This is a genomic window from Luedemannella helvata, assembly GCF_039528415.1.
Classification (GTDB): domain Bacteria; phylum Actinomycetota; class Actinomycetes; order Mycobacteriales; family Micromonosporaceae; genus Luedemannella; species Luedemannella helvata.
In genome coordinates this window covers 138,973-163,630 of the sequence record NZ_BAAALS010000002.1, presented here as the reverse complement: position 1 = coordinate 163,630, position 24,658 = coordinate 138,973, and the positions used below count along the sequence as shown (strand labels likewise).

Genomic DNA, 24,658 nt, shown 5'->3' with positions numbered 1-24,658 from the left:
CACATTGTGGCGGCCGTGGCGGCGGTAACCGTGGCGTTCGGCGCGGTTGGCGTATTCGGCGTACTCGGCGCGGGAGACTCCGCCCAGGCGGCCACGTCGTCGGCGACGCTGGTCGAACACAAGGGCGGCGACCGTATCAGCCTGGAGGCCGTGGCCGGCTTGGCCGGTGCGACGTTCGACTTCTTCGCCGGTGTCGCGGAAACCCCTCCGGAATCGGGAGCGACTCCCACCGCGTCCTGCACAACGGCGCAGAACGGGACGTGTTCGGTGGCCGTGCCTGAGCGCACCAAGAAAACCAGGGGTACTGGGTGGTGGAACGCTCGGCACCCACGGGCTGGTCGGTCGTCGACGACCTCGATACGGGTGGCAACACCACAACATCCACCGTGTACGACAGGTACTTCACCGGGTCGGTACGCGACAACCAGACCTATGACGTGCCCGCGGTGAGCGGCGGCGACCAGAATCGGACCGCTCGGGGATCACAGTGGGCCGACGAGCGGGTCAACCCGCCGCTGCCGGATACCTGCGGGCTCAACATCGGTCTGCTCATTGACGTGTCCGGCTCGATCGCGTCGTCGCTGTCGCAGGTCAAGAATGCGGCCAACGGGTTCGTCGACGCGCTGACCGGCACTCCATCGACGATCGGGCTCGCCACGTTCGCCACTGGCGCCCAGACGATTCTGCCACCGACCCCGGTCGCCTCCGCTGCCGGCGCGACGACCGTGAAAACCGCCATCAACGGGATCACCGCCGGGGGCGGAACGAACTGGGCGGCCGGCCTGTTCGAGATGACAGCCGCCATCCCGCCCTTCGATGTCGTCGTCATGCTGACCGACGGCAGCCCGACGTTCTACGGGTCCGAACCGCCCGGTGGGCCGGGCAACTACACCAGGTTCCGTGAGGTGGAGGAAGGGATCTTCTCGGCCAACGCGCTCAAGGCCGAAGGGACCCGGGTGGTCGCCGTCGGTGTCGGCAGCGGGGTGAGCGGGGCCGCCCAGAACCTGCAGGCCGTGTCCGGTCCCGTGCGCGGCTCGGACTACGTGCAGACCGACTACGACGCGCTGGCGCGGGTGTTCCGCCAGGTCGCTCTCGCCACCTGCAGCGGCACGATCAGCGTGGTCAAGCTGGGCATTCCGCCGGGCGGCAGCGCGGCTGACGCCCAGCCCCCTGCCGGAGTGGACCTTCACCACCTCGACGTCCGGGGTCACCCCAGCTTCCGGGGTCACCGGCCAGACGGGGGCGGTCAACTTCGCGGTGGACCTCGCCGGTAGCCCGACCCGTCCGGTCACGCTGACCGAGACCCTGCAGGAGGGCTACAGCCTGGTGCAACAGGCCGGATTCAACGCCGCCTGTACCGCCAACGGCGAGCCGACCACGGTCACCGACGCCGGCGCCCTCGGCTTCACCGTCGCCGCCGCCGCCTCCGCCATCGTCACGTGCACCGTCCTCAACCGGTCGCCTACCCCGCTCGCCTCGGTCGTCGTGAACAAGACCTGGGTCATCAACGGGGAAAGATACGAGGATCCCGAGCAGCCCAGCCAGTTCGAGGCCAACCTCGACCTCACCGGCCAGGACGAACCCAGCTGGGGCGTCGAGTACACCGGATATACCGCCGGGGACCCCGTCACCATCAGCGAGACCCTCGCCGAGGACATCCTTCCGCCCAACTGCACCAACACGCCTTCCGGCGACCTGGGCGAGCACACCCTTACGGCCGGGCTGAACACCTTCGAGGTGACCAACACCCTCGACTGCCCCACGACCCTGCAATTGATCAAGCAGGACCAGAACCCGTACGGCGAGCCCGCGCCCACGACGGACTGGACCCTCACCGTCTACGAGGGCGAGAGCCCGGTCTTCAGCGGACAGACCGGGGTCACCCGGACCGTCACGGCCGGAACCGTGTACTCCCTCGGCGAGAGCGCCGCGCCCGGGTACTCCCAGACCGTGGCGGAGGGCGCGACCATCGTGCCACCGGCGACCGGTAGTTGGGCCTGCTCCGTGCGGGCGCGCAGCGGCCTCAGAAACGCCAACGTGTTCGACGGCACCAACGGCCAGATCATCGCCAGCGTCGGCACAAGGGTTGTCTGCATCGCCAAGAACCTCGCGAAGCCGGCCCGGTTGACGCTGCGCAAGTCCGTGACCAACCAGTTCGGCGGTACGGCGGCAGCCACCGACTGGCTCCTGCACGCCGATTCAGAGACCGGATCGATCGTCGGGCGGAACGGCGGGTCGACCGTCACCGGCGTATCGGTCGCCCCGGAGACCACGTACACCCTCTCCGAAACGGGCGGACCCGCCGGCTACGCCAGCGACGGGCTCACCTGTGTGCTCACCGGCACCACCACGGTGGTCCCCACCCCGGACAACAAACTCACCCCCGGCCTCGGTCAGGACATCACCTGCACCTTCGCCAACCGCGACATCCAACCTCGACTGACCCTCGTCAAGGAGGTCCGCGGCGGCTCGGCCGCGCCGAGCGCCTGGACCCTCGCGGCGACCAGTCGCCGGCAGAGCATCTCCGGTGCCACCGGAACCGCCGCCGTCACCGGAGCCGGCGTGCGCGCGGCCGTCCCGTACCGACTCGCCGAGGAGGCCGGGCCCAGGGGCTACCGCGCCCTCGAACCGACCTGCGTCCACACCGTGACCGGGCGGACCGTCGCGGTCACCAACCGCACCGTCAGGCTGGCCGTCGGGCAGGACGTGACCTGCGTCTTCGTCAACGTGGCCGTCCCGCCCCTGCCGGTCACCGGCACCAGCGGCCTGCCCCAACTGGCCGCGATCGGTGGGCTGTGCGTGTTGTTCGGCGCCGTGCTCATCCTGGCCGGTCGGCGACGCGGCGGGCGGCGGGCTCCCGGGAGTACCTGACCCGGGAGGCGGAACGTCACGAGGTGGCGGCCCCGCCGCCGCCACGGGCCGCGCGTCGTAGCTGAGTCCACGGCGTGCACGGAGAGCCTCCTTTCCACTGTGCGGATGGTTGATCTCGCCTGGTGAACTGGGCTAGGTTTGCGCCTACACCACAGACCCCTCGTGGAAGGAGCCCCGTAGTGAACGGGAGTGGGGCACGGCTGGACGCGGTCCTCGCCGAACTCGTACCCGCACTCGGCGGGCGGGCGGTGCTGACCGACCCGTCCGCGCTGCGGGCGTACGACTGCGATGGCCTCACCACCCACCGCAGCACCCCGGCGGCCGTGGTCCTGGCCGACGACGCCGACGCGGTGGCGAGCGCGGTGCGCGCCTGCGCCCGCCACCAGGTGCCGTTCGTCGCGCGCGGCTCCGGCACGGGACTGTCCGGCGGCGCGACACCCCGGGCCGACGGGGTCCTCATCGTCACCACCAAGCTGCGCCGCATCCTGGCCATCGACCCGGACAACCAACGGGCGGTCGTCGAGCCGGGCGTCATCAACCTCGACGTCACGGTCGCGGCCACGCCGCACGGCCTGTACTTCGCGCCGGACCCGTCCAGCCAGTCGGTGTGCAGCATCGGCGGCAACGTCGCCGAGAACGCCGGCGGCGCCCACTGCCTCAAGTACGGGTTCACCACCAACCACGTCACCGGCCTGGACGTGGTCGTGGCGGACGGGTCGACCCAGCAGCTCGGCGGAACGGCGGTGGAGTACCCCGGCTACGACCTCGTCGGCACGTTCGTGGGCAGCGAAGGCACCCTCGGCGTGGCCACCCGGGCCACGCTGCGGCTGCTGACCCGCCCCGAGGCCGTCCGCACGCTGCTCGCCGCGTTCTCCTCGATCGACGACGCCGGCGCGGCCGTGTCGTCGATCATCGCCGAGGGCCTGTTGCCGGCCGCGATCGAGATGATGGACGCGACCGCGATCGCGGCCGTGGAACAGGCCGTCGCCACCCGGTACCCGGAGGGCGCCGCGGCCGTGCTCATCGTCGAGCTCGACGGGCCGGCGGTCGAGGTGGACCAGGACACCGCCGCCGTGGAGCGGCTCTGCCGCGAGGCGGGCTCGACATCGCTCCACGTGGCCCAGACCGACCAGGAACGCCAGCTCATCTGGAAGGGCCGCAAGGCGGCGTTCGCGGCGGTCGGCCGGGTCAGCCCCGACTACTACGTCCAGGACGGCGTCATCCCGCGGACCAGCCTGCCCGAGGTGCTCAGCCGCATCGAGGAACTCGGTCACCGGTACGGCCTGCGGGTCGCCAACGTGTTCCACGCAGGCGACGGCAACCTGCACCCGCTGGTGCTCTTCGACGACGCGGTCGACGGTCAGGCCGAGCGGGCCGAGGAACTCGCCGGGGAGATCCTTGCCCTGTGCGTCGCGGCCGGCGGGTCCATCACCGGCGAGCACGGCGTCGGCCTCGACAAGAAGAAGTACATGCCCCTGATGTTCACTGAGGACGATCTGGACACCATGCACCGGGTCAGATGCGCGTTCGACCCCTCGGGGGTCGCCAACCCCGGCAAGCTCTTCCCCACGCCGCGCCTGTGCGGCGAGCGTCCCGGGCCGCGTCGCGGTGTCCACCCGCTCACCGAGGCGGGGGCCGGCGATGTCTTCTGACCGGGACACGCTGCTGCGTGGACGCGTCGCCGACATCTGCGGGCTGGACAACATCCGCGACGGTGCCGACGGTGACGCGGTCGGCGGCCTGGTGCCGCCGGTGGTCGCATCCCCGGGGTCCCCGCGCGAGGTCAGCGAGGTCGTGCGCGCCGTGGCCGCCGCCGGCCGTTGCCTGACCGTGACCGGCAACAGGACGGCGCTCGCGATGGGCCCCCCGCCCCGCCGTCTCGACGTGCTGCTGTCCACCCGGCGCCTGAACCGCGTCGTGGAGCACAGCCCCGGTGACCTTCAGGTCACGGCGGAGGCCGGGCTGAGCCTGGCGGAGCTGCAGCGTCACCTGGCCGGGCACGGGCAGCGGCTCGCGCTCGATGTCGCGGGCGAGCGGACCGTCGGCGGGATCATCGCCGCCAACGCGTCGGGGCCCTTGCGGCACCGGTACGGGTCCGTGCGTGACCTCCTGATCGGGGTCCAGCTCGTGCGCGCGGACGGCACGCCCGCCCGCGCCGGCGGCAAGGTCGTCAAGAACGTCGCCGGCTACGACCTCTGCAAGCTGATGACCGGGTCGTACGGGACGCTGGCGGTCATCGTCGCGGCCACGTTCCGGCTGCACGCGCGCGCCAGGGCGAGCCAGTGGACCCGCCACGAGATCGACGGGCCGGCCGGTGTGCGGGCCGTCGTGTCCGCGTACGCGCGGGCGCGGGTCGAACCGTCCGCCATCGAGCTGGACTACGACCTGCGTACGGGCACGGGCGTCGTCGAGACGCTGATGGAGGGCTCGCCGCCCGGCGTCGCGGCCCGCTGCGCGCGCGTAGGCGACGTGCTCGATGGCGTCGCGGTGCCCCATCCGGTCGCCGCGACCGAGGGGACAGCTGACGACCTCGTCCTGAAGGTGGTCGTCGCGCCCGCGGCCGTGGCGGACACGCTCGAACGGTTCCATGCGATCCCCCCGGTGGCCGAGGGCGGCGCGCACGTCAGCGGCCGGGCCGGCGTCGGCGTCCTGCGGCTCACGGTGGCCGCACCGCCGCCCGGGTCGGTCCCCGCGCTGGTGACCGCCGTCCGCGCGGTCGCCGGGGAGCTCGACGGCAGTGCGGTCGTCACCCGCGCCCCCCGCGCGACGTCCGCCGACCTCGACGTCTGGGGACCGGTACGTGGCCTGGACCTGATGCGTCGGGTCAAGGAGCAGTTCGATCCGGGCGGCGTGCTGTCGCCCGGCCGGTTCGTGGGAGGCATCTGATGAGCGAGGGCCGAACGTTCCCCGACCTGTTGGGTGACTGCGTCCACTGCGGCTTCTGCCTGCAGGCGTGTCCCACCTACCAGCTGTGGGGGGAGGAGATGGACTCGCCACGCGGTCGCATCCGCCTGATGGCCGGCCTCACCGAGGGCGACGCGCTCGACCCGGCCCGGATCGAGCACTTCGACACCTGCCTCGGTTGCATGGGCTGCATGACGGCGTGCCCGTCGGGCGTTCAGTACGACAAGCTGATCGAGCAGACCAGGGCGCGGGTCGAGGAGACGACCCGGCGCGGGCCGACCGACCGGGTACTCCGTGGGTTGATCTTTTCGTTGTTTCCGTACCCGAGGCGGATCCGGCTCGTGCTGCCGTTGCTGCGCCTGGCTCAGCGGACCGGCGCGCATGGATGGCTGACGCGCAGTGCGATGCTGCGTCGGGCCTTTCCGCGGCTGACCGCCATGGCGGCCCTCGCGCCGCAGGTGCCGCCCGCGGCCGGGCGGCGACGCGCGGGCAGCGCGACGACGGATGTCTCGCCGCGCCAGGGGAAGGTGGCGCTCCTGACGGGCTGCGTGCAGGACGCGTTCTTCGCGAGCGTCAACCGCGACACGGTGACGCTGCTGGCCGCCAACGGCATCGAGGTGGTCGTCCCGGCGGGGCAGGGCTGCTGCGGCTCGCTGAGCCTGCACAACGGGCGCGACCGGGAGGCGGTGGGCATGGCCCGGCGTCTCGTCGACCAGATCCCCGACGACGTCGACGCGATCATCACCAACGCGGCCGGCTGCGGCTCGACGCTGAAGTCGTACGGCGAACTGCTCGCCGACGACCCGCGCCGCGCCGCCCGCGCCCGCGGCTTCGCCGCGAAGGTCAAGGACATCACCGAGTACCTCGGGCAGCGCGACGCCGTGGCCCCGCTTCATCCGGTCCCGCTGCGCGTCGCCTACCACGACGCCTGCCACCTCGCGCACGCCCAGGGCGTCCGCCGGGAGCCGCGCGACCTGATCGGCGCGATCCCCGGGGTGGAGCTGGTGGAGATCGCCGAGCCGGACCTGTGCTGCGGCTCCGCCGGGGTGTACAACATCCTCCAGCCCACCGCCTCAGCCGAGCTGGGGGCCCGCAAGGCGCGCCACGTCAGCGCGGCCCGCCCGGACCTGCTGGTCGCCGGCAACCCCGGCTGCCTCATGCAGCTGGCCGGCGCCACCGCGGCCACGGGGAGCCCGGTGGCCACGGCGCACACCGTGGAGCTGCTGGCCGCGGCGACGGATGCCGGCCGGGCCGGCGCGCTGGCAGCGCGGTGCACGGCGGCCCGGCCGGCCGACGCTCCTCAGTAGCGCCGCCCTCCGGCGCGGTCGGGCGTCGAGGTCCGCCCGCGCGGCACATGTGTGTCGAACCGGCGGCGAGACGCATTCACATTTATCTCTGGAATAGTTACAATCTCCGTGGGAGCCGTGCGCTGGAGCGAGCGCGAACTGCGTCGTCGCGCAATTGTCGCTGTCGATGTTGCGTGGCCTCGACGTGCCGGAACGGGTCGAGGCGCCAGGCGATTTCGCGTGTCACCACTCTGCTGGAAATCCAGAGCTTGTCACGACACGAAATGGAGAATGCGCCATGCCCTCACAACTGCCCAGCCAATCCGTTGGGCGACACCGGTCAGCCGGCCGGCTGGTCCTCATCGCGCTCGCCGCGCTGATCACCGCGATGGCCGGCACGCTGACCCTGGGCAACCCGGCCCAGGCACACGGCAACATCGTCGACCCGGCAAGCCGCGCCTACCAGTGCTGGTCCACCTGGGGCGGCAACCACATGGACCCGTCCATGCAGCAGCAGGACCCCATGTGCTGGCAGGCATGGCAGGCCAATACCAACACCATGTGGAACTGGATGAGTGCGCTGCGCGATGGTCTCGGCGGCAACTTCCAGGGCTCTACCCCGGACGGGAAGCTGTGCAGCAACAACATCTCGTCTAACGACAGCCTGAACAAGCCGGGCGCATGGAAGACCACCAGCATCGGCAACAACTTCACCATGCACCTGTACGACCAGGCCAGCCACGGTGCTGACTTCTTCAGGGTCTACGTCAGCAAGAACGGGTACGACCCGACGACCAAGGCACTCGGCTGGGGAGACCTCGACTTCATCACCCAGACCGGCAGGTACGCGCCGGCGACCGACATCACGTTCAACGTCTCGACCTCCGGATACACCGGTCGTCACATCGTGTTCACCATCTGGCAGGCCTCGCACGCGGACCAGGCCTACATGTGGTGCAGCGACGTGATGTTCGGCGGCGGCAACACCCCGATCACCACGCGGGCGCCGGTCACCTCCGCGCCCGTGACCACCCGGACGCCGGTCACCTCCGCGCCGGTCACCACCCGGGCGCCGGTCACCTCGGGCGGCCCCGTGACGGGTGGCTGCTCCGCCACGTACACGAAGGGCTCCGAGTGGAACTCGGGCTTTTCCGCGACCGTGAACGTCACCGCCGGAAACGCGGCCATCAACGGCTGGACCGTGAGGTGGACCTGGCCGAACGGCCAGACGATCACACAGGCGTGGAGCGCGACCGTGACCTCGAGCGGATCGGCCGTCACCGCGACCAACGTCAGTTACAACGGCAGGCTCGGCGCTGGCCAGAGCACCAGCTTCGGATTCAACGGAACGTGGAGCGGCACCAACTCCGCACCCACGCTCACCTGCACCGCCAGCTGACACAAGGGGTACCCGTGGGGGTCCGGTCCAGATACCGGGCTCCCGCGGGCCTCAGGCGTGCGAATGCATACTGTTCGATTCCTGGACTATGTGCCATGGGCCGTTGCGGTGCACCCTGGTGTGATGAGCCACGAGGAGTTGGCGGCGGAGCTTATCGCCCGGATGGAACGCGACCAGGAGGTACGGGCGCGGATCGGGGCCGGGCCGATCACCGACGAGGTGGCCGAGCGCATGCGCGCCGTGGACGACGAGAACACCCGCTGGCTGACGGCCGTACTCGATCGACATGGCTGGCCGCGCCGCAGCCAGGTCGGCGAGCACGCCGCGCACGCGGCCTCGCTGCTGGCCCAGCACGCCGACGATCATCCGGAGGTGCAGCGGCGCTGTCTGGGCCTGCTGGAGGAGGCGGTGCGCGACCGCGAGGCGGACCCGGCCTACCTGGCCTACCTCACTGACCGGGTGCTCCGCGCCGACGGCAAGCCTCAGCTGTACGGAACGCAGTTCTGGCGCGAACCCGGTGGGGGAGGGCAGCTGACGCCCCAACCGATCGCCGACCCCGCCAACCTCGACGAAAGGCGGCGGTCGGTCGGCCTACCGCCCTTCGCCGAGTACGAGCGCCAGATGCGCCTGCTCTAGCCCCAGGCCGCGGATCGACGCTGGCGCAGTGGCTCGCCGACCTCGTGGAGGTGTCGCAGCGCCTCGGCGAACGAGCGGAACGTACCCGTCTCCAGGTAGGAGACCCCGTGGTCGGCGCAGAACTCCCGCACGATCTTCTGGGCCCGACGCAGACTCGGTCGCGGCATGCTCGGGAACAGGTGGTGCTCGATCTGGTAGTTGAGCCCGCCGAAGACGACATCGACGAACCACCCGCCCCGGATGTTGCGCGAAGTCAGCACCTGCCGGCGCAGGAAGTCCGCGCTGTCCTCGGGGCCGAGGACCGGCATGCCCTTGTGGTTGGGCGCGAAGCTGCAGCCCATGTAGAAGCCGAACAGGCCCTGCTGCACGGCGATGAACGCGATCGCCTGCCAGGGCGACATCACCATGAACACCACGGTCGCGTAGCCGACCAGGTGGATGGTGAGCAGCCCCAACTCGAGCCACCGCGACTTGCGGCCCGGCCGGATCAGGTCGCGCACGCTGGCCACGTGCAGGTTCAGACCCTCAAGAAAGAGCAGGGGAAAGAAGAGGTACGCCTGTGAGCGTGTCCACAGCGCGCCGATGCCGCGGCGGCGGGCCGCCTGGCCGGGGGTGAAGATGAGCGCGCCCACCCCGACGTCGGGATCCTTGTCGGGGTCGTTCGGGTGCGCGTGGTGGCGGGTGTGCTTGCTGATCCACCAGCCGTAGCTCAGGCCGATGGCCAGGTTGCCGTGCAGGAGTCCGAGCACCCGGCTGGCGCGTGCCGAACCGAGGATCTGCCCGTGCCCGGCGTCGTGGCCGAGGAATCCCATCTGGGTGAACACGACAGCGAGGAATACCGCGACGATCAGCTGGTACCAGGACTCGCCCAGCAGCACGACGGCCGTCCAGCCGCCCAGGAACATGAGGGCCGTGACGGCGATTCGCGTGATGTAGTAGGCGTGCCGGCGCTCGAGCAGCCCTTGGGCCTTGATGCGGCGGGACAGGTCGGCGTACGGGGTGCCCCGGTTCCCTCGCCCGGGTGTGGCGTCGGTGGCGGAGCGTGGGGTGGGGATCACGGACGTCGTCAAGCTGGGGTCTCTCCTGCGGCTGAGGGGTTGGAACGTGAGCATCCCTGATACGGGGGTCGCGGGCCTGAAGCCGCGCGGTGTCGGAGGCGACCGGTGGGTTGACCGGGGCTAGGTGCGACACACCCGGCGCGCGGAGCGCGCGCCGGGTGTGTGAGAAGGCCTGTCAGATGACCCGGATGTCCTGGGCCTGCGGGCCCTTGGCACCCTGCGTGATCTGGAACTCCACGCGCTGGTTCTCGTCGAGGCTGCGGAAGCCGCTGGACGCGATGCCCGAGTAGTGGGCAAAGACGTCGGGGCCGCCGCCGTCGGGGGTGATGAAGCCGAAGCCCTTGTCGGCGTTGAACCACTTCACGATTCCGGTTGCCATGCCATCTCCTCTTCAGGCAGTTACGAAGCGATGGACGGCAATGCAAAAAAGCGCCTGGGACGATCCCCTCAGGCGCTTACATGACATCTGGAAAATCACATCGCAACGAATTACCCCTCCATGGTAGCGCAGCGGCACCCACGAGAACAAGGCTGTGACCAGGGTGACCCGTGATCAAGATCGCCGTCCGGCCCGCTTCCCGGGAGCGCTTTCGGGCATTCGGCACTGCGTCGCCGCTGCGGCTCCTAGCGTCTTGAACAGGAGAAACGCCGATGGAGGAGGCACGTCGTGCCCGAAGTTGTGCTGGAGCCGGCCGCGCGGGAGTTCGCGGAGGCCACGTCAAAGCCACCGTTCCTCTACGAGCTCGCCCCGCAGGCGGCCCGCGAGGTCCTCGACGACGCGCAGGCCGGTCCGGTCGACGCGCCACCGGTGGACGAGCGGTGGGTGACCGTCGGCGACGTCCGGGTCAGGATCGTGCGACCCCAGGGGGCCACCGGCCCGCTGCCGGTGGTGCTGTACGTGCACGGCGGCGGCTGGGTGCTGGGCAACTCCGGCACCCACGACCGGCTCGTGCGGGAGATCTCCGCGGGGGTCGGCGCGGCCGTGGTGTTCGTGGCGTACACGCCGTCGCCCGAGGCGCGCTACCCGGTGGCGATCGAGCAGGTCTACGCGGCGGCACGGTGGATCATGACCGACGGCGCGGCGTACGGCCTGGACGCCGCGCGGCTGGCCATCGCGGGCGATTCTGTCGGCGGCAACATGACCGCCGCGGTGACCCTGCTCGCGAAGCGTCGCGGTGACGTCAGGTTCGTCCACCAGTCGATGTACTACCCGGTCACGGACGCCGGGATGGACACGGACAGCTACCGCGCGTTCGCCGACGGGCCGTACCTGACCGCCAAGGCGATGGCCTGGTTCTGGGAGAACTACGCCCCGGACCACGCCGTGCGGGCGGAGATCACGGCCTCACCGCTGCGGGCGACCCTCGACGACCTTCGGGGCCTGCCGCCGGCGTTCGTGCTCGTGGACGAGGCGGACGTGCTGCGCGACGAGGGGGAGGCGTACGCCGCGAAGCTGCGCGCGGCCGGGGTGGCGGTCACGACCGTGCGCTACGACGGCATCTGCCACGACTTCATGATGTTGAACCCGCTCAGGGACACCAACGCCGCCAGGGCGGCCACCGCCCAGGCGATCGCGGTGCTGCGGCAGGCGCTCACGGCGAAGATCGTGGTGATCGGCGGCACCGGGCTGATCGGCGGCAAGCTCGTGAACGAGCTTCGCGGGCTCGGGCACGAGGTCGTGGCGGCCTCGCCGGGTACCGGTGTCAACTCCCTCACCGGGGAGGGCCTGGCGCAGGCGCTGGCGGGCGCCCAGGTCGTCGTCGACGTGACGAACTCGCCGTCCTTCGAGGACGCGGCCGTGATGGACTTCTTCACCACCTCCACCCGCAACCTGGTCGCCGCGGAGGTCGACGCGGGTGTCACGCACCACGTGGCCCTGTCGATCGTGGGAGTGGACCGTACGGCCGACAGCGGCTACTTCCGGGCGAAGTTCGCCCAGGAGAACCTGATCATGGCGTCCCCGATCCCGTACACGATCGTGCGGGCGACGCAGTTCTTCGAGTTCCTCGAGCGGATCGCCGACGACGCCACCGACGGGGACACCGTGCGGCTCTCGGCCGCGCTCATCCAGCCCATGGCGGCCGAGGACGTCGTCAAGGCCCTGGTCGAGGTCGCGGTCGGCCCCCCGGTGAACGGCACGGTCGAGGTCGCCGGGCCCCAGCGGTTCCCGCTCGACGACCTCGTCAGGCACCTGCTGGGTACCCGCGGCGACCCGCGCACGGTGGTCACCGATCCCCACGCGACCTACTTCGGGCTGGAACTGCAGGAACGCAGTCTCATCCCCGATGAGGGCCGCGCCCGCCTCGCCGCGACGCGTCTCGACGAGTGGCTGGGTCGTCAGCCGCGAAGGTAGGCGATGACGTCGGCGGCGCCGTAGTCGCCGTCGCGGCCCAGTTCCGGCAGGAAGGCCAGGTCCTGGCCGAGCGTGACCAGCGCCGGCTCGGCGTACCCGTCAGCGCGGTGCTGGCCCAGCCCGATCGTGGCCGTCAGCCCGTTGCACAGGCACCGCGCGCTCGCCGTGTCGGCCGCGCGCCCACCCTTGCGCACGTAGGCGTCGACCGGCTCGGCCGGGCAGCGGTAACCGACCCGGCCGTCATCCTTGCGGTACGGGGTACGCAGATAGCCGAGGTCGCACAGGCGCGGCCGGGTGGCGTACGCCTCCTCGTCGGACATCGTGCCCGCCAGGTGGACGACCTTGAACGGGAACCCGGTCGGTGAGACGGCGCCGTGGTTACGTACGAGCAGCGTGCCGTCGGCCGCCCCGGCCAGCAGCCGGCGGCGCAGCGCCGGGTCCAGGCCCGACTCGCGGCACAACGCGAACGCCGTCCCCACCTGTACCCCCGCCGCGCCGGCCTGGCGGGCCTCGACCAGCCGGTCCGGCGTGCCGTACCCGCCGGCCAGCCAGAACGGCAGACCCAGCTCCCGCACCCTGGCCACGTCGACCCGGTCCCGGGGGCCGTAGACCGGCTCGCCGTCGTCGGTGACCGCGAACCGCCCACGGGGACGGGCGCTGTGCCCGCCCGCCACCGGGGTCTCCAGCACGAACCCGTCCGGGCAGGTGGCCGGATCCCGGGCCAGGTAGGCGGCCAGCGTCGCCGAGGACACGATCGCCAGCAGTCGCGGCCTGCGCAGCGGCGGCAGCGCCGCGCCGAGCAGGCCCGGCGGGTCGAGGCGGACGGTGTGCCGTTCGCCGGTGGGCGCGCCGTCCACGGCGACCGACAACTCGGCCGGGGCGTGCCGGGTCAGCGCGTCCAGCAGCCGCGGGATCTCGGTGGGCAGCCCGGCGCCCATCAGGACCACGTCCACCCCGGCCAGCAGCGCGCCGTACAGGGCGGCCGGCGTGGCAAGTTGGATCTTCTCCAGGTAGTTGATGCCGACCGGCCCGCCGTGGCCAGCCTTGGCCAGGAACACCTCGACGAAGTTGCCCACCACGGCCAGTTCCAGCGCCTGCCTGCGCGGCGCCAGCCCGATGTGGTGGACGGGCCGGAAGGGCTCGCCCTGCGGCAGGCCGCCGGGGACGAAGAACCGGTCCAGGACCCGTTGGGCGAGTTCCGGCACCGGGAAGTGGGCCAGCGCCCGGCGCAGCTCGCCACCCGGATCGCCGCGCTGCAGCCGCCGGGCCAACAGCGCGTCCAGCGCCACCCCGGACACCACGCCCAGCTGGCCCGCGCCGGCGACCGCGCGGGCCAGCCGCCAGCCGGACACGCCGACGCCCATGCCGCCCTGAATGATGACCGGCAACGCCGCGCCGCCCACCCGCCACACGGCACCGGTCAACACCTGGGGGCCGACCTCGATCTCACTCACCGTAGGGCCTGTCCACGTCACCCGGCATCCGTTCCGCGCTCGAACATGTCGCAGCCCACCCTGCCGGCGTCGACCCCGGGCCCGGCACTGCCGAACGTCACCGCCGTGACGGACCAACGGCCCTACGTCCCGCCCGACCGTTCAGGCGGCCGGGGCGTGCTTGGCGAGGAAGTCCGTCACCAGGGTCTTCACCTCGTCCTCGACGAGCATCGGGATGCCGTGTCCCGTGACGGACGTCAGCACATGGTGCTCCGTACCGGGCGACGTCGTCAGCGGACCCAAGACCTTCACGTTCTCGGCCGCCCCGCTGTCGTAGTCGGAGGCGAGATAGAGGACCGGCATGGTCAGCTTGTTGACCACCTTCGTGAGATCCCTGCCGTCCGACTCGCCGCCGCTGGACAGCGCGACGACCGCCCCGACCGGCGGGGTGATCGTGGCCGCCGCCGCCAGGACGGCGCCGGCGCCCTTGGACGCGCCGATCAGGACGATCGTCGTGACGCCCTCCGCGCGCAGCAACGCGGCCGCCGCCGCGACGTCGTCCGCACCGCTGAGCTGTTCGGCATCGGACGACTCGCCGTGCCCGGCGAAGTCGAACGCCAGCACCCGGTACTGCTTGCCGGTGAAGATGCCGTGCTTGTCCTCCCACGCACAGCGGGAGCTGTTGGCCTGGTTCGCGAGCACGATTCCGGTGCCGCCCGCACCGAACACGGTCCCCCGGAGCTGGCCGCCCGCGCCGTTGGCGAAGGTGACCTGCCTGGCGGCGGACACGTCAACGGCGCAGTGGTCGAGCACCGGGCTCGGCTTCGCGGCGGCGGGCTGTCCGGTCTCCGAGCAACCGGCCACCAGCAGGAGGGCCAGCGCGGCGACAGCCACGGGTACGCGGGAACGACGGGACGAGAGCATGATGGACTCCGTTGAGACGGTGGGGGAAGTTAGCCACACCGATCCCCAGGTCGCCCACACGGTTCCCGCTTCCGACCGGCCGGGGCGAGAGGAACAGGCGGCGATGCCCGGGCGTCGTGCTCCAGGAGCGGCGCCCGGCCTCGTAGTGTCCGCTGGCATCATGGTGCCGGGCCGCTGGTGTGGTCGGGGGAGGTCCCGTTGGTGATGGGCGTGCGGCGTCCGGTCGCATTGATGCTGGTAGTGGCGGCTGTCCTGGTCGCTCTCGCCGCCGCCACCGTGGTGGTCGGCATGCAGGGAAAAGGGCCGCTGGGCACACTGCTGTGCGCGACCAGCATGACCAGCTACGACCGGATTCCGTCACCGGCACCGCTCCTGGAGGGCACGGTCACCCTACGGGCGGGGGAGAAGGTCAGCGTGGGCGGCTACGGCGATCCGCTGCCGCGCGACACCGCGCCCGAGCTGATCGGTGACGCGTCCGCGATCGAGCTGAGCAGCACCGTGGCGCCGACCGAGGAGCACTGCGACCGGGTCGTTTCCGGGTACCGCTTCCAGGTTCTTACCGCCGTGCGCCCGGTGACGCTGGAACTGCTGTCCCAGCGGCCGGCCCGCGTCCGGGTGACCGCTGCCTGATCGGTCAACCGGGACGCGGGCGTCGTCCGCCGGGGCCTACGGCAGCAGGGCAGCCGCGCGATCGATGTCGCTGTCGCGCACCACGACGGATCCGAAGTTGCGGACCGCCTGGTAGTACGTCCAGGCGAGGGACGTGCAGGCCGGCCGGACCAACGAGTTGTACGTGGCGCACTTGCGCTTGAGGTCCTCGTAGAACGCGCTGTCGAGGCGGCTCTTGTTCGCGTCGAACTGGCCGGCTGCCTTGTAGTTGCGGTAGCCGAAGTCGTGCCGGTAGCACGACAGCCTGAAGTCGAAGCCCAGCGGGTTGTCCGGGCTACTGGAGCAGTAGTCGGTGCTCCAGTCGAACGCGTACGAGGCCCAGGCCGCCTGGTTCTGCCGGGCCGAGTTCCAGGCGCTGTAGCTGGACGCGCTGGTCTGCGTCCAGCTGGACAGGACCGCCATCCTGTCCGTGGTGGCGGCGACGGCGGAGTGGCCGAAGCCGAGGACGACGACGAGGATGACGGCCAGCGGGATGGTGAGCCGACGGGTCATGGGTGACCTCCGAGGGGACGGTTACTGGTGAGTCACCAGAGGCCCTCAGTGTCGACTCATTCATGGACGTCGGCCTATATCGAAGGTGACCCTTCTCCATCCGCCGCGCAAACGGGCAAACCCGCACGGTCGTCAGGGCGTCCGCGCCGCCTCCAACTGGTTGACGAGCTGTTCCAACTGCGGTCGCTTCGCGGCGTCGGTGACGAACCCGACGAAGGGTCCGCCCTCGAACGTCAGCGTCACCTGGACCAGATGTTCGCGTTCGCCGCCGAACAGGCGCGTGCGCCGCGCGATGTCCTGCCAGGCCGCGCCCCGGAACGACGCCGCCGGGACCCGGGTCTTCGACTGCCCGCCGCGCAGTTTCTCGAACCACTCGCCGTCGAGCACCAACCGCTCGTTGGACTGGCCGTCCACAAAGATCATCGCGGGAGCGTAGCGAACCGCCGCTATGGCGCGGTAGTGCCCGTACGGGCGTCAGCCGCTCGGGTTGAGTTGCGGGTACACGGTGCGCACGTCCGCGGACAAAGCCGCTTTCGCCGGGGTGGCCCGGTCACCTCCTGAAGTGGTGCCGTCACCGTATGGCACCGGATGTCCGGGGTGGTTCAGCCGTGTGGTCACTCATGGACGCGCCGCGCTGGCGCGGGATGTGGGGCGCCTCGACCAGCCGGGCGCGAGCGCGGGTCAGTGGCGCCAGGGCGGCCGCCGCCGCGAGCGAGGCGACACCTGTCATGACCAGGAACCGCCAGTCGGCCAGCCAGGCGGCGAGCAGCGGCGTGCCGGAGCGCGACAGGGCGATCGGTACGGTCAGCACGGCGATGATGCTCCCGAAGCGGGCCGCGCCGAACGCGTCGGCCACGATGGACGGCCGCGCGATCACCCCGATGCCCTGCCCGAGCCCGACCGTGGCCACGCAGGCGACCGCCAGCCCGAGCGAGGCGCCCACGAGCGGCAGCGCCAACATGCCCAGGCCCTGTACGACGAACGAGACCGTGGTCACGCGCGTCATCCCGTACCGGCGCGCGAGCGGCGAGAGCGCGAGCCGCGAAACGACCATGAGGACCCCGACGATGGCGGGCATGGTGGTGGCGACGGCGACGGAATGGCCGATGTCGCGCAGGTAGGTGACGAGCATCAGCAGGAAGCCGGCGACCGCGCCGGCCTGGGCCAGGAAGGCGACCCCGATCAGATAGAGGCGCGGGTCGCGCAGCGCGGTGCCGACGGGCACGCCGGTTCGCCGCGCGACACGGCGTACGTGCACCGCGCGGGCGGGTACCGCCCACAGGTGCGCGGGCAGCGCGACGGCGGCGATCAGCCCGCCCATGACGAGCACGGCCGCCCGCCACCCGAGCGTGGACTCCAGCCAGCCGGCCAGCGGGTAGTACAGGCCGGTGGCCAGCCCGGTGATGGAGGTGACGGCGAGGATCGCCCGGTCGCGACTGTCGGCCTCCGTGGCGACGACGAGTACCGCGAAGGCCGCCTCGTACGTCGACATGGCCAGGGCCAGTCCGACCATCCCGAATGCCACGTAGAGGTGCGCGATCGACGTGGCCTGCGCCCACACGACGACCGCGACCACCGCGACCGCGGAGCCCACCGACATCAGCATCCGCCCACCGAACCGGTCGAGCAGGTGGCCGACCGGCACAGCGGCGATCGCGCCGACCAGGGTCGAGATCGTGGCCGCGCCGGCGACGGCGGGCCGGGAGGCGCCCAGGTCGGCGGCCATCGGGATGAGCAGCACCGTGAACGCCTGGATCAGCGCCCCGTACCCCACGGTCTGGGTCACGGCGAAGACTACGACGAGGCGTCGCCACGAGACGCCGTCCGCGCTCACTCAGGCGCCGATAAACAGATCGCTCCCATCGGTTAAATATAGATCGAGTCCCATCCGGGCTCAGAACCGGAAGGTGCAGCCCGCCACGCTCATCCGGCCCGGCGCGACCGTGGTCCACTGGCCGTTCCAGGTGCCGCCGTAGCTGGCGCAGATCGCCGGGCATTTGGCCTGAGCGTCAGCGTTGTTCCAGATCGGCCCCGCCAGTACGTCCATCGTGTGCTCGGTCGCGCCCGTGCGGGCGGCCGGCAACTCGATCTCGACCACGCTCATCGAACCCGGGACAACTGTCGTCCACTGCCCGGTGTAGCGGCCGCGGTGCGCGGCCGCGATCGCGGGCCCGATCCGTTGTGCCGCGGCGTTGTCGGCCAGCGGGCCGGCCGGCACGTTCACCGTGAACGTGGGTGTGTCGGCCCGCGCCGCGACCGCCGCTGAGGCGGGGTCGGCGAAGGCGGGCAGGTGCGCGGCGACAGGCGCGATGGCGGCACCCAGCAGAAAAACGCGACGATCCATTGAATGAAACCCTTTACTCGCATAGAAATTGAGCAAAATCATGCTAATTGCTCTCATACGATAAGAAGGCCAATGGTCGCGCGTGTTCCTGGGCCGGCGTCTTCCGCCGGGCGCCGCAGCGGTGCCGTCGGCCACGTTCGCCACGCCCCGCCCGTGCGGCGGCTAGCGGCGGTTGTAGCGGCGCATCGTCAGGTAGCCGAACGCGGCGACCATGACGACGCTTTCGGCGAACAGGATGGTGATGGCCTGCCCGTCGGGGCTGCCGCTCATGGTCGAGCGCACGCCGTCCACCAGGTGGGTGATCGGGTTGACCTTCACGAACGCCTGCAACCAGCCGGGCATGGTGGCCGGCTGCACGAAGACGTTGCTGAGGAACGTGAGCGGGAACAGGATCATCATGCTCACGCCCATGACGGACTTCTCCGTGCGCAGGACCAGCCCGAACCAGGTCCACACCCACGACAGGGCGAACGAGAAGACGACCAGCAGGCCGATGCCGGCCAGCACGCCGACGGCACCGCCGGCCGGCCGGTAGCCGAGGACCAGCCCGACGCCGAGGATCACCACGGCGGCGAGCACGTAGCGGAGCAGGTCGCCGAAGATCATGCCGACGAGCGGGGCGGGCCGCCAGACCGGCATGGAGCGGAACCGGTCGAAGACGCCCTTCTCGATGTCGATGTTCAGGCCCAGGCCCGTGTACATCGTGATCATCACGACGCTGGTGACCATGATGCCCGGCAGGAAGAACTGCAGGTACTCCCTGGGGGAGCCGGCCAGCGCGCCGCCGAACAGGTACGTGAACATCAACGTCATGATGATCGGGAAAGCGGTCACATCGAACAGCTGCTCGGGTACGTGTTTGATCTTGAGCAGGGCGCGCCAGCCGAAGGTCAGCGACGTCGCGAGCGCGTTCGGCCGCCGCGGGCGCTCGCCCGGTGCCAGCACGGCGCTGAGCGCGGCGGCCGAGGGCGTGTAGACAGCGGCGTCCGACTGCGTGGCGGTGGTCATCGGGTGGCCTCCAGTTCGTCGTGGTGCGGCGCCGGCCGATCGGTCAGCGCCAGGAACACCTCGTCCAGGCTGGGCTGGCCGAGTGAGAAGTCGTCGACGACAATGCCCGCCTCGGCCAGCGCGAGCAGCGTCCGGGACGCCTGCGCGCTCGCGCCGAGGTCGTCACCGTCGGCGGTCACCCGGGCGGTCAGGGACGTGAGGTCAGCCTCCGGCTGAACGACCGCGTCCAGCGTCTTCGCCAGGATCGCGGCGGCCTCCTCGCGCTGGGCGGCGTCGCGCAGTCGCAGGTGGACCGTGCCGGCGCCGATGGACGACTTCAGCTCGCCCGGGGTGCCCTCGGCGATCACCCGCCCGTGGTCGACCACGGCGATGCGCCCGGCCAGCCGGTCGGCCTCGTCCAGGTACTGCGTCGTCAGGAGCACGGTCGTCCCGCGAGCCACCACGACCCGGATGATGTCCCACACCTGGCTGCGGCTGCGCGGGTCCAGCCCGGTCGTCGGCTCGTCCAGGAAGAGCAGGTCGGGCGTGTTGAGGATGCTCGCCGCGATGTCCAGGCGTCGCCGCATGCCGCCGGAGTATTTCTTCACCTGGCGTTCGGCCGCGTCGGTGAGCCCGAAGGCCTCCAACAGCCGCGCGGCGCGCTCGCGCGCGGCCGGCTTGGCGTAGCCGAGCAGCCGGCACAGCAGGATGAGGTTCTCCTGTCCGGTCAGGTCCTCGTCCACGGACGCGTACTGGCCGGTGAGGCTGACCCGGGAACGGACCGCGTCGGCTTCGCTGACCACGTCGTGGCCGAAGACGCGCGCCTCGCCGGCGTCCGGGCGCAGCAACGTGGCGAGCACCCGCACGGCCGTGGTCTTGCCGGCGCCGTTCGGGCCGAGCAACCCGTACACCGAGCCGGCCGGCACCCGCAGGTCGAGGCCCGCGAGCGCGCGCGTGTCGCCGAACGATTTCTCCAGGCCGGCGGCCTCGATCGCGAACTCCCCCATGCCGTGATCCCTTCGTCGAGGTGCTGCCGGGACGGAGGCTACCCACCGGGTCCGACAGTACCGACGGTTCCCCGTTTCCGGGCCGCGAGCGCCGGGTACCCCAAGTCACCGTATTCAGGGGGAGGGGCAACCATGGACGAGGCCGGGCCGCGCAGCAGATGGCGTCCGAGCTGGCTACTCGCCGCGTACGCCAAGGTTATCGTGCGGCTGCGCTGGCTCGTCGTGCTGTTCTGGGCCGCGGCGACCGCGGCCTCCGTGCTGTACCTGCCGGCCGTCGGCGCCGGCGGCTCCGACCTCAACGACCTCGTCTCCACGGACAACCCCGCCATCCAGAGCGAGCTGCGCTCGTTCGAGAAGTTCGGCTTCCCGCTGCTCAGCCGCGTCGCCGTCGTACAGCGCAACCCGGAAGGGCTGCCGGTGTCGACGCAGACCGAGGCGGTCGCGCGGGCCCGCGCGGTGACCGAGGGCAAGCACCCCGACCTCAAGCCCATCCTGGCCGCCGCGCCCGTCATGAACACCATGGGCCTGTTCCCGGGCTCGAAGGAGGACAGCACCACCGTCATCACGCTGCTGTTCACCGCGCCGGACGTCAGCCTCGCCGACCAGGTGGAGGCCGCCGAGAAGTTCGTCGCCGCCCTCTACGGTCCGGATGACGCCGTCGTCGGGGTGACCGGCTCGGTGCCGGCCCGCGTCGAGCAGGGCGACCTGGTGCTGTCGTCGCTGCCGTGGCTGGAGACGGCCACGGTCGTCGCGGCGTTCCTCATCATCGCGATCGCGTTCCGGTCGTTCGTCGCGCCGCTGCTGGCCCTGGTCGTCGCGGGCACCGCCATCCTGCTGACGTTGCACATCGGCGGGGCGGTCGCGCTGCGCCTGGGTGTGCCCGTTCCCCAGGAGACGCAGCCGCTGCTGGTCGCCCTGTTGCTCGGCGTGGTCACCGACTACGTGGTCTTCTACCTTTCCGGCGTACGGGCACAGTTCGCGCAAGGGGCCGGCCGCCTCCCGGCGGCGGAGCACGCGACCGCCCGGTTCACCGCGATCATCGTGACGGCCGGGCTGACGGCCGCGGCCGGCACGGGCGCGCTGATCGTCGCGGACTCGCCGGCGTTCCGGGCGTTCGGCCCCGGCATGGCCCTCGCCGTGCTCGTCGGCATGGTCGTCGCGGTGACGCTCGTGCCCGCCCTGCTGGCGATCCTCGGCCCGGTGGCGCTGTGGTCGCGGCGCCGCCGCTCGGCACCCGACATCGCCGAGGCGGAGGCGGAGCGGACCGGAAGCGGGCGGGGCGCGTGGCTGCTCACCCGGCGCTGGTTCGCACCCGTCGTCGTGCTCGCCTGTGTGGGCGGGCTGCTGGCCGCCGCGTACCCGCTGCGGCACATCGCGCTCGGGGTGTCGTTCGTCGAGGCGCTGCCCACGAGCCACCCGGCCCGGCAGGCCGCCGACCAGGCCGAGAAGGGCTTTGTCGAGGGCATCCTGTCGCCCACCGAGCTGATGGTCGAGGGTCCCGGCGTGGCGGCCAAGAAGCAGCAGCTGCTCGCGTTGCAGCGGGCGCTCGGCCAGCAGCCGGGTGTGGCCGCCGTGGTCGGACCGGGCGATGACGCCATCCCGCAGGAGCTGGCGCTGTTCCAGGCGCCGGACGGCACCGCGGCGCGCTACCTGCTCGTACTCACTGATGAAGCCCTCGGCGCGCGGGCGGTGCACACCATCACGGGCCTGCAGGACCGACTGCCCGGGTTGCTGCGCGACGCCGGCCTGGCCGATACCCGGGCCAGCCTCGGCGGCGACACGGCCATCGCCGACGTGATCGTCGACCAGACGGTGAGCGACCTGGGCCGCATCGCGATCGCGGCGCTGCTGGCGAACCTGCTGTTCCTGGTGCTGTACCTGCGGGCGCTCGTCGCGCCGGTCGCGCTCGTGATCTGCAGCGTATTGGCCATCGGCGCGACGCTGGGGCTGACCACGTGGCTGTTCCAGGACGTGCTCGGCGGCGACGGGCTGACGTTCTACGTCCCGTTCGCTGTTGCCGTGCTCCTGCTCGCGCTCGGCTCCGACTACAACATCTTCGGCGTGGGCCCCGCGTGGAAGGAGGCGCGCGGCAGACCCCTGCCCGAGGCGCTCGCCATCACGCTGCCCCACTCGGCCCGCGCGATCCGCATCGCGGCGTTCACCCTCGCGGTCAGCTTCGGCCTGCTGGTCCTCGTGCCGCTGCGACCGTTCCAGGAGTTGGCGTTCGCGCTGTCGGTCGGCATCCTCATCGACGCCTTCATCGTCCGATCGCTGCTCGCCCCCGCGCTCCTCACGGTGCTGGGCCCGGCCAGCGCCTGGCCCAGCCGCCAGCTGCCCCCCGAGGAGGAGACGCCCGAGGCCGAGCCCGCGCTGGCGGATTCCCCGCCGCAGCAGCCGACACCCGTGCGGGTTGTGGAGTGAACGGGTCGCCATACCGGTCAACGAATCCACAACCTCGCACGCCGCTCGAAACGTGGTCTGCGGACGCGGGTGGCTGGAGCGGAGATTGCGGCCCAGCGTGGGACCTTCGCCTCTGGTACGGGCGGCCAGCGCGCTCGTAGCCTTGCCGGCATGTCCCGCGTTCGTGTGCCCGGGCCGCTGGCCGGCCGGCGGTTCGCCGTGCCGATGAGCGGACGGCACGTGCGCCGGGACTTCGATGAGCGGTGTCCGGCCCGCTGAGCTGAGTTTCTGCCAGCGGGCCGGCGTCGGCCCGATCCCCACACCCGCACGCGCGGGTGCCGTCATCGTGCCGAGGGCCGCATGCTCGACGATCTTCGTGCCGTGGTGCGCCGCGATCCGGCGCTCTACGGCGTACATCTTCCTGAGGTTCTTCTCTATCCTGGGCTGTGGGCGGTCTGGGGCCACCGGGTGGCGCACCGGCTGTGGCGATGGCGGGTGCCGTTCGTGCCCCGGGCGCTGTCGCAGGCGCTGAGGTCGGCGACCGGCATCGAGATCCACCCGGGCGCCACGATCGGCCGGCGGCTGTTCATCGACCACGGCGCCGGCGTCGTCATCGGCGAGACGGCGGTCGTCGGGGACGACGTCACCATGTACCACCAGGTCACCCTCGGCGGGCGCGGCTGGTGGCGGGACGGCAAGGGCAGCCGGCGCCACCCGAGCGTCGGCGACCGGGTGGTGCTCGGCGTCGGCGCCACCGTCCTCGGCCCCGTCCGCATCGGCGACGATGCGCGCGTCGGCGCCCACGCGCTCGTGCTGAGCGACGTTCCCCCCGGCGCGCGCGTCAACGCGCCACCATCCACCATGGAGGAGGCACCACTGTGGCCACGTATTCCAGTGTCCTTGACCTGATCGGCCGCACCCCGCTGGTCGAGCTGACCCGCTTCGGCGCGGATCTTCCGGTACGGCTGTTCGCCAAGCTGGAGGCGGCCAACCCGGCCGGCAGCGTGAAGGACCGCATCGCGCTCGCCATGATCGAGGCGGCCGAGGCGCGCGGGCAACTCGCGCCGGGCGCCCAGATCGTCGAGCCGACCAGCGGCAACACCGGAATCGGCCTGGCCATGGTCGCGGCCGTGAAGGGCTACCGGATCACGTTCACGATGCCGGAGAGCATGAGCGTCGAACGGCGCGCCCTGCTGGCCGCGTACGGCGCTGAGCTGGTGCTCACGCCGGCCGCCCTGGGCATGCCCGGGGCCATCGCGGAGGCGCGCCGGCTCGCCGAGCGCGAGGGGTGGTACCTGCCGGCGCAGTTCGACAACCCGGCCAACCCGGAGGTCCACCGGCGCACCACCGCCCTGGAGATCTGGGACGACACCGCTGGCGCGGTCGATGTCGTCGTCGCGGGTGTGGGCACGGGCGGCACGGTGACCGGGGTCGGCCAGGTGCTCAAGGAGAAGAAGCCCGAGGTGCGGGTCGTGGCCGTGGAGCCGGCGGAGTCGCCGGTGCTGTCCGGGGGCGTCGCGGGACCGCACGGCATCCAGGGCATCGGCGCCGGGTTCGTGCCCGGAGTGCTCGACACCGGCGTTTACGACGAGATCGCGCGGGTCAGCGTCGACGAGGCACGGGCGGCCGCCCGGCGCCTGGCGGCGTCCGAGGGGATCCTGGCCGGCGTGTCCAGCGGCGCGGCGCTGCACGCGGCGACACGGGTCGCGGCGTCCGCGGGCGCGGTGGTCGTGGTCGTCCTGCCCGACACCGGCGAGCGCTACCTGAGCACCCCGCTGTTCGCGGGCTAGCAACCGCGGGGGTTGTGGATTCTTTGGCCGGTATAGCGACCCATTGAATCCACGACCCCCGCCGTACCGGCGCGCGTACAGCGGACGTACAAGGGGCGTACATGC

Annotated in this window: 22 protein-coding genes; 12 read left to right on the top strand and 10 right to left on the bottom strand. The window is 71.5% G+C overall.

Annotated features, from left to right (window positions below; translation table 11 throughout):
- The first annotated feature begins 311 nt into the window (after positions 1-311).
- The 7 genes from ABD191_RS02885 to ABD191_RS02855 all read left to right on the top strand — a co-directional run bounded on the left by ABD191_RS02885 (position 312) and on the right by ABD191_RS02855 (position 9,096).
- Positions 312-1,274 carry a VWA domain-containing protein gene (locus ABD191_RS02885; RefSeq protein WP_344076429.1) on the top strand — a complete coding sequence of 321 codons (963 nt, stop codon included), beginning with the start codon at positions 312-314 and terminating at the stop codon, positions 1,272-1,274.
- Entirely contained in the window at positions 1,258-2,871 is a 1,614-nt protein-coding gene (locus ABD191_RS02880; protein WP_344076427.1) for a hypothetical protein, read from the top strand. Before ABD191_RS02885 ends, ABD191_RS02880 begins: the two co-directional genes overlap by 17 nt.
- 179 nt (positions 2,872-3,050) lie before the next feature.
- Positions 3,051-4,523, top strand: coding sequence for an FAD-linked oxidase C-terminal domain-containing protein (locus ABD191_RS02875; protein ID WP_344076425.1), 1,473 nt, complete (start codon positions 3,051-3,053; stop codon positions 4,521-4,523).
- Positions 4,513-5,757, top strand: coding sequence for an FAD-binding oxidoreductase (locus ABD191_RS02870; protein WP_344076423.1), 1,245 nt, complete (start codon positions 4,513-4,515; stop codon positions 5,755-5,757). Before ABD191_RS02875 ends, ABD191_RS02870 begins: the two co-directional genes overlap by 11 nt.
- Positions 5,757-7,082: a (Fe-S)-binding protein gene (locus ABD191_RS02865; RefSeq protein WP_344076421.1), complete on the top strand. Its 1,326-nt coding sequence runs from the start codon at positions 5,757-5,759 to the stop codon at positions 7,080-7,082. Before ABD191_RS02870 ends, ABD191_RS02865 begins: the two co-directional genes overlap by 1 nt.
- A gap of 277 nt (positions 7,083-7,359) precedes the next feature.
- Positions 7,360-8,460, top strand: a complete 1,101-nt coding sequence (locus ABD191_RS02860) for a lytic polysaccharide monooxygenase auxiliary activity family 9 protein (protein ID WP_344076420.1) — start codon at positions 7,360-7,362, stop codon at positions 8,458-8,460.
- A 123-nt stretch (positions 8,461-8,583) separates the two neighbouring features.
- Positions 8,584-9,096, top strand: coding sequence for a DUF6624 domain-containing protein (locus ABD191_RS02855; RefSeq protein WP_344076418.1), 513 nt, complete (start codon positions 8,584-8,586; stop codon positions 9,094-9,096).
- Here ABD191_RS02855 and ABD191_RS02850 read toward each other — a convergent pair.
- Together ABD191_RS02850 and ABD191_RS02845 are read right to left on the bottom strand one after the other, a co-directional pair.
- Positions 9,093-10,166 (bottom strand): fatty acid desaturase family protein, encoded by a 1,074-nt coding sequence (locus ABD191_RS02850; RefSeq protein ID WP_425560641.1) that lies wholly within the window; start codon positions 10,164-10,166, stop codon positions 9,093-9,095. The two genes, ABD191_RS02855 and ABD191_RS02850, sit on opposite strands and share 4 nt — an antisense overlap.
- A 163-nt stretch (positions 10,167-10,329) precedes the next feature.
- Complete coding sequence (locus ABD191_RS02845; protein WP_344076415.1) at positions 10,330-10,533, bottom strand: cold-shock protein; 204 nt, start codon at positions 10,531-10,533, stop codon at positions 10,330-10,332.
- A gap of 288 nt (positions 10,534-10,821) precedes the next feature.
- On the opposite strand from ABD191_RS02845, the gene ABD191_RS02840 reads away from it, so the two are divergent.
- The gene (locus ABD191_RS02840) at positions 10,822-12,507 is read left to right on the top strand and encodes an alpha/beta hydrolase fold domain-containing protein (RefSeq protein WP_344076413.1); all 1,686 of its coding nucleotides are present in this window, start codon (positions 10,822-10,824) and stop codon (positions 12,505-12,507) included.
- Here ABD191_RS02840 and ABD191_RS02835 read toward each other — a convergent pair.
- Both ABD191_RS02835 and ABD191_RS02830 read right to left on the bottom strand, forming a co-directional pair.
- On the bottom strand, positions 12,492-13,871 hold the full coding sequence (locus ABD191_RS02835; RefSeq protein ID WP_344076778.1) for a nitronate monooxygenase: 1,380 nt from the start codon (positions 13,869-13,871) through the stop codon (positions 12,492-12,494). The two genes, ABD191_RS02840 and ABD191_RS02835, sit on opposite strands and share 16 nt — an antisense overlap.
- Before the next feature lie 231 nt (positions 13,872-14,102).
- Complete coding sequence (locus tag ABD191_RS02830) at positions 14,103-14,864, bottom strand: alpha/beta fold hydrolase (RefSeq protein WP_344076411.1); 762 nt, start codon at positions 14,862-14,864, stop codon at positions 14,103-14,105.
- A gap of 231 nt (positions 14,865-15,095) precedes the next feature.
- Here ABD191_RS02830 and ABD191_RS02825 point away from each other — a divergent pair, with 231 nt between their 5' ends.
- The gene (locus ABD191_RS02825; protein ID WP_344076409.1) at positions 15,096-15,494 is read left to right on the top strand and encodes a hypothetical protein; all 399 of its coding nucleotides are present in this window, start codon (positions 15,096-15,098) and stop codon (positions 15,492-15,494) included.
- Positions 15,495-15,530: 36 nt separating this feature from the next.
- On the opposite strand, the gene ABD191_RS02820 is transcribed toward ABD191_RS02825, so the two are convergent.
- From ABD191_RS02820 to ABD191_RS02795, 6 genes are all read right to left on the bottom strand, one after another.
- Positions 15,531-16,025: a phospholipase gene (locus ABD191_RS02820; RefSeq protein ID WP_344076407.1), complete on the bottom strand. Its 495-nt coding sequence runs from the start codon at positions 16,023-16,025 to the stop codon at positions 15,531-15,533.
- Positions 16,026-16,157: 132 nt separating this feature from the next.
- Positions 16,158-16,448, bottom strand: coding sequence for a hypothetical protein (locus ABD191_RS02815; protein WP_344076405.1), 291 nt, complete (start codon positions 16,446-16,448; stop codon positions 16,158-16,160).
- A 148-nt stretch (positions 16,449-16,596) separates the two neighbouring features.
- On the bottom strand, positions 16,597-17,859 hold the full coding sequence (locus ABD191_RS02810; RefSeq protein ID WP_344076402.1) for an MFS transporter: 1,263 nt from the start codon (positions 17,857-17,859) through the stop codon (positions 16,597-16,599).
- Positions 17,860-17,919: 60 nt separating this feature from the next.
- Positions 17,920-18,369 carry a mannan-binding lectin gene (locus ABD191_RS02805; RefSeq protein WP_344076400.1) on the bottom strand — a complete coding sequence of 150 codons (450 nt, stop codon included), beginning with the start codon at positions 18,367-18,369 and terminating at the stop codon, positions 17,920-17,922.
- A 162-nt stretch (positions 18,370-18,531) separates the two neighbouring features.
- Entirely contained in the window at positions 18,532-19,377 is an 846-nt protein-coding gene (locus ABD191_RS02800) for an ABC transporter permease (protein WP_344076398.1), read from the bottom strand.
- On the bottom strand, positions 19,374-20,363 hold the full coding sequence (locus ABD191_RS02795) for an ATP-binding cassette domain-containing protein (protein WP_344076396.1): 990 nt from the start codon (positions 20,361-20,363) through the stop codon (positions 19,374-19,376). The genes ABD191_RS02800 and ABD191_RS02795 overlap by 4 nt, the downstream gene beginning before the upstream one ends.
- A 132-nt stretch (positions 20,364-20,495) precedes the next feature.
- Here ABD191_RS02795 and ABD191_RS02790 point away from each other — a divergent pair, with 132 nt between their 5' ends.
- From ABD191_RS02790 to cysK, 3 genes are all read left to right on the top strand, one after another.
- A complete protein-coding gene (locus ABD191_RS02790; protein ID WP_344076394.1) occupies positions 20,496-22,784 on the top strand; it encodes an MMPL family transporter in 2,289 nt (762 codons plus the stop codon).
- A gap of 339 nt (positions 22,785-23,123) precedes the next feature.
- Positions 23,124-23,672 carry a serine O-acetyltransferase EpsC gene (epsC, locus tag ABD191_RS02785; protein ID WP_344076392.1) on the top strand — a complete coding sequence of 183 codons (549 nt, stop codon included), beginning with the start codon at positions 23,124-23,126 and terminating at the stop codon, positions 23,670-23,672.
- A complete protein-coding gene (gene cysK, locus ABD191_RS02780) occupies positions 23,642-24,553 on the top strand; it encodes a cysteine synthase A (protein ID WP_344076390.1) in 912 nt (303 codons plus the stop codon). The genes epsC and cysK overlap by 31 nt, the downstream gene beginning before the upstream one ends.
- Positions 24,554-24,658 lie beyond the last annotated feature (105 nt).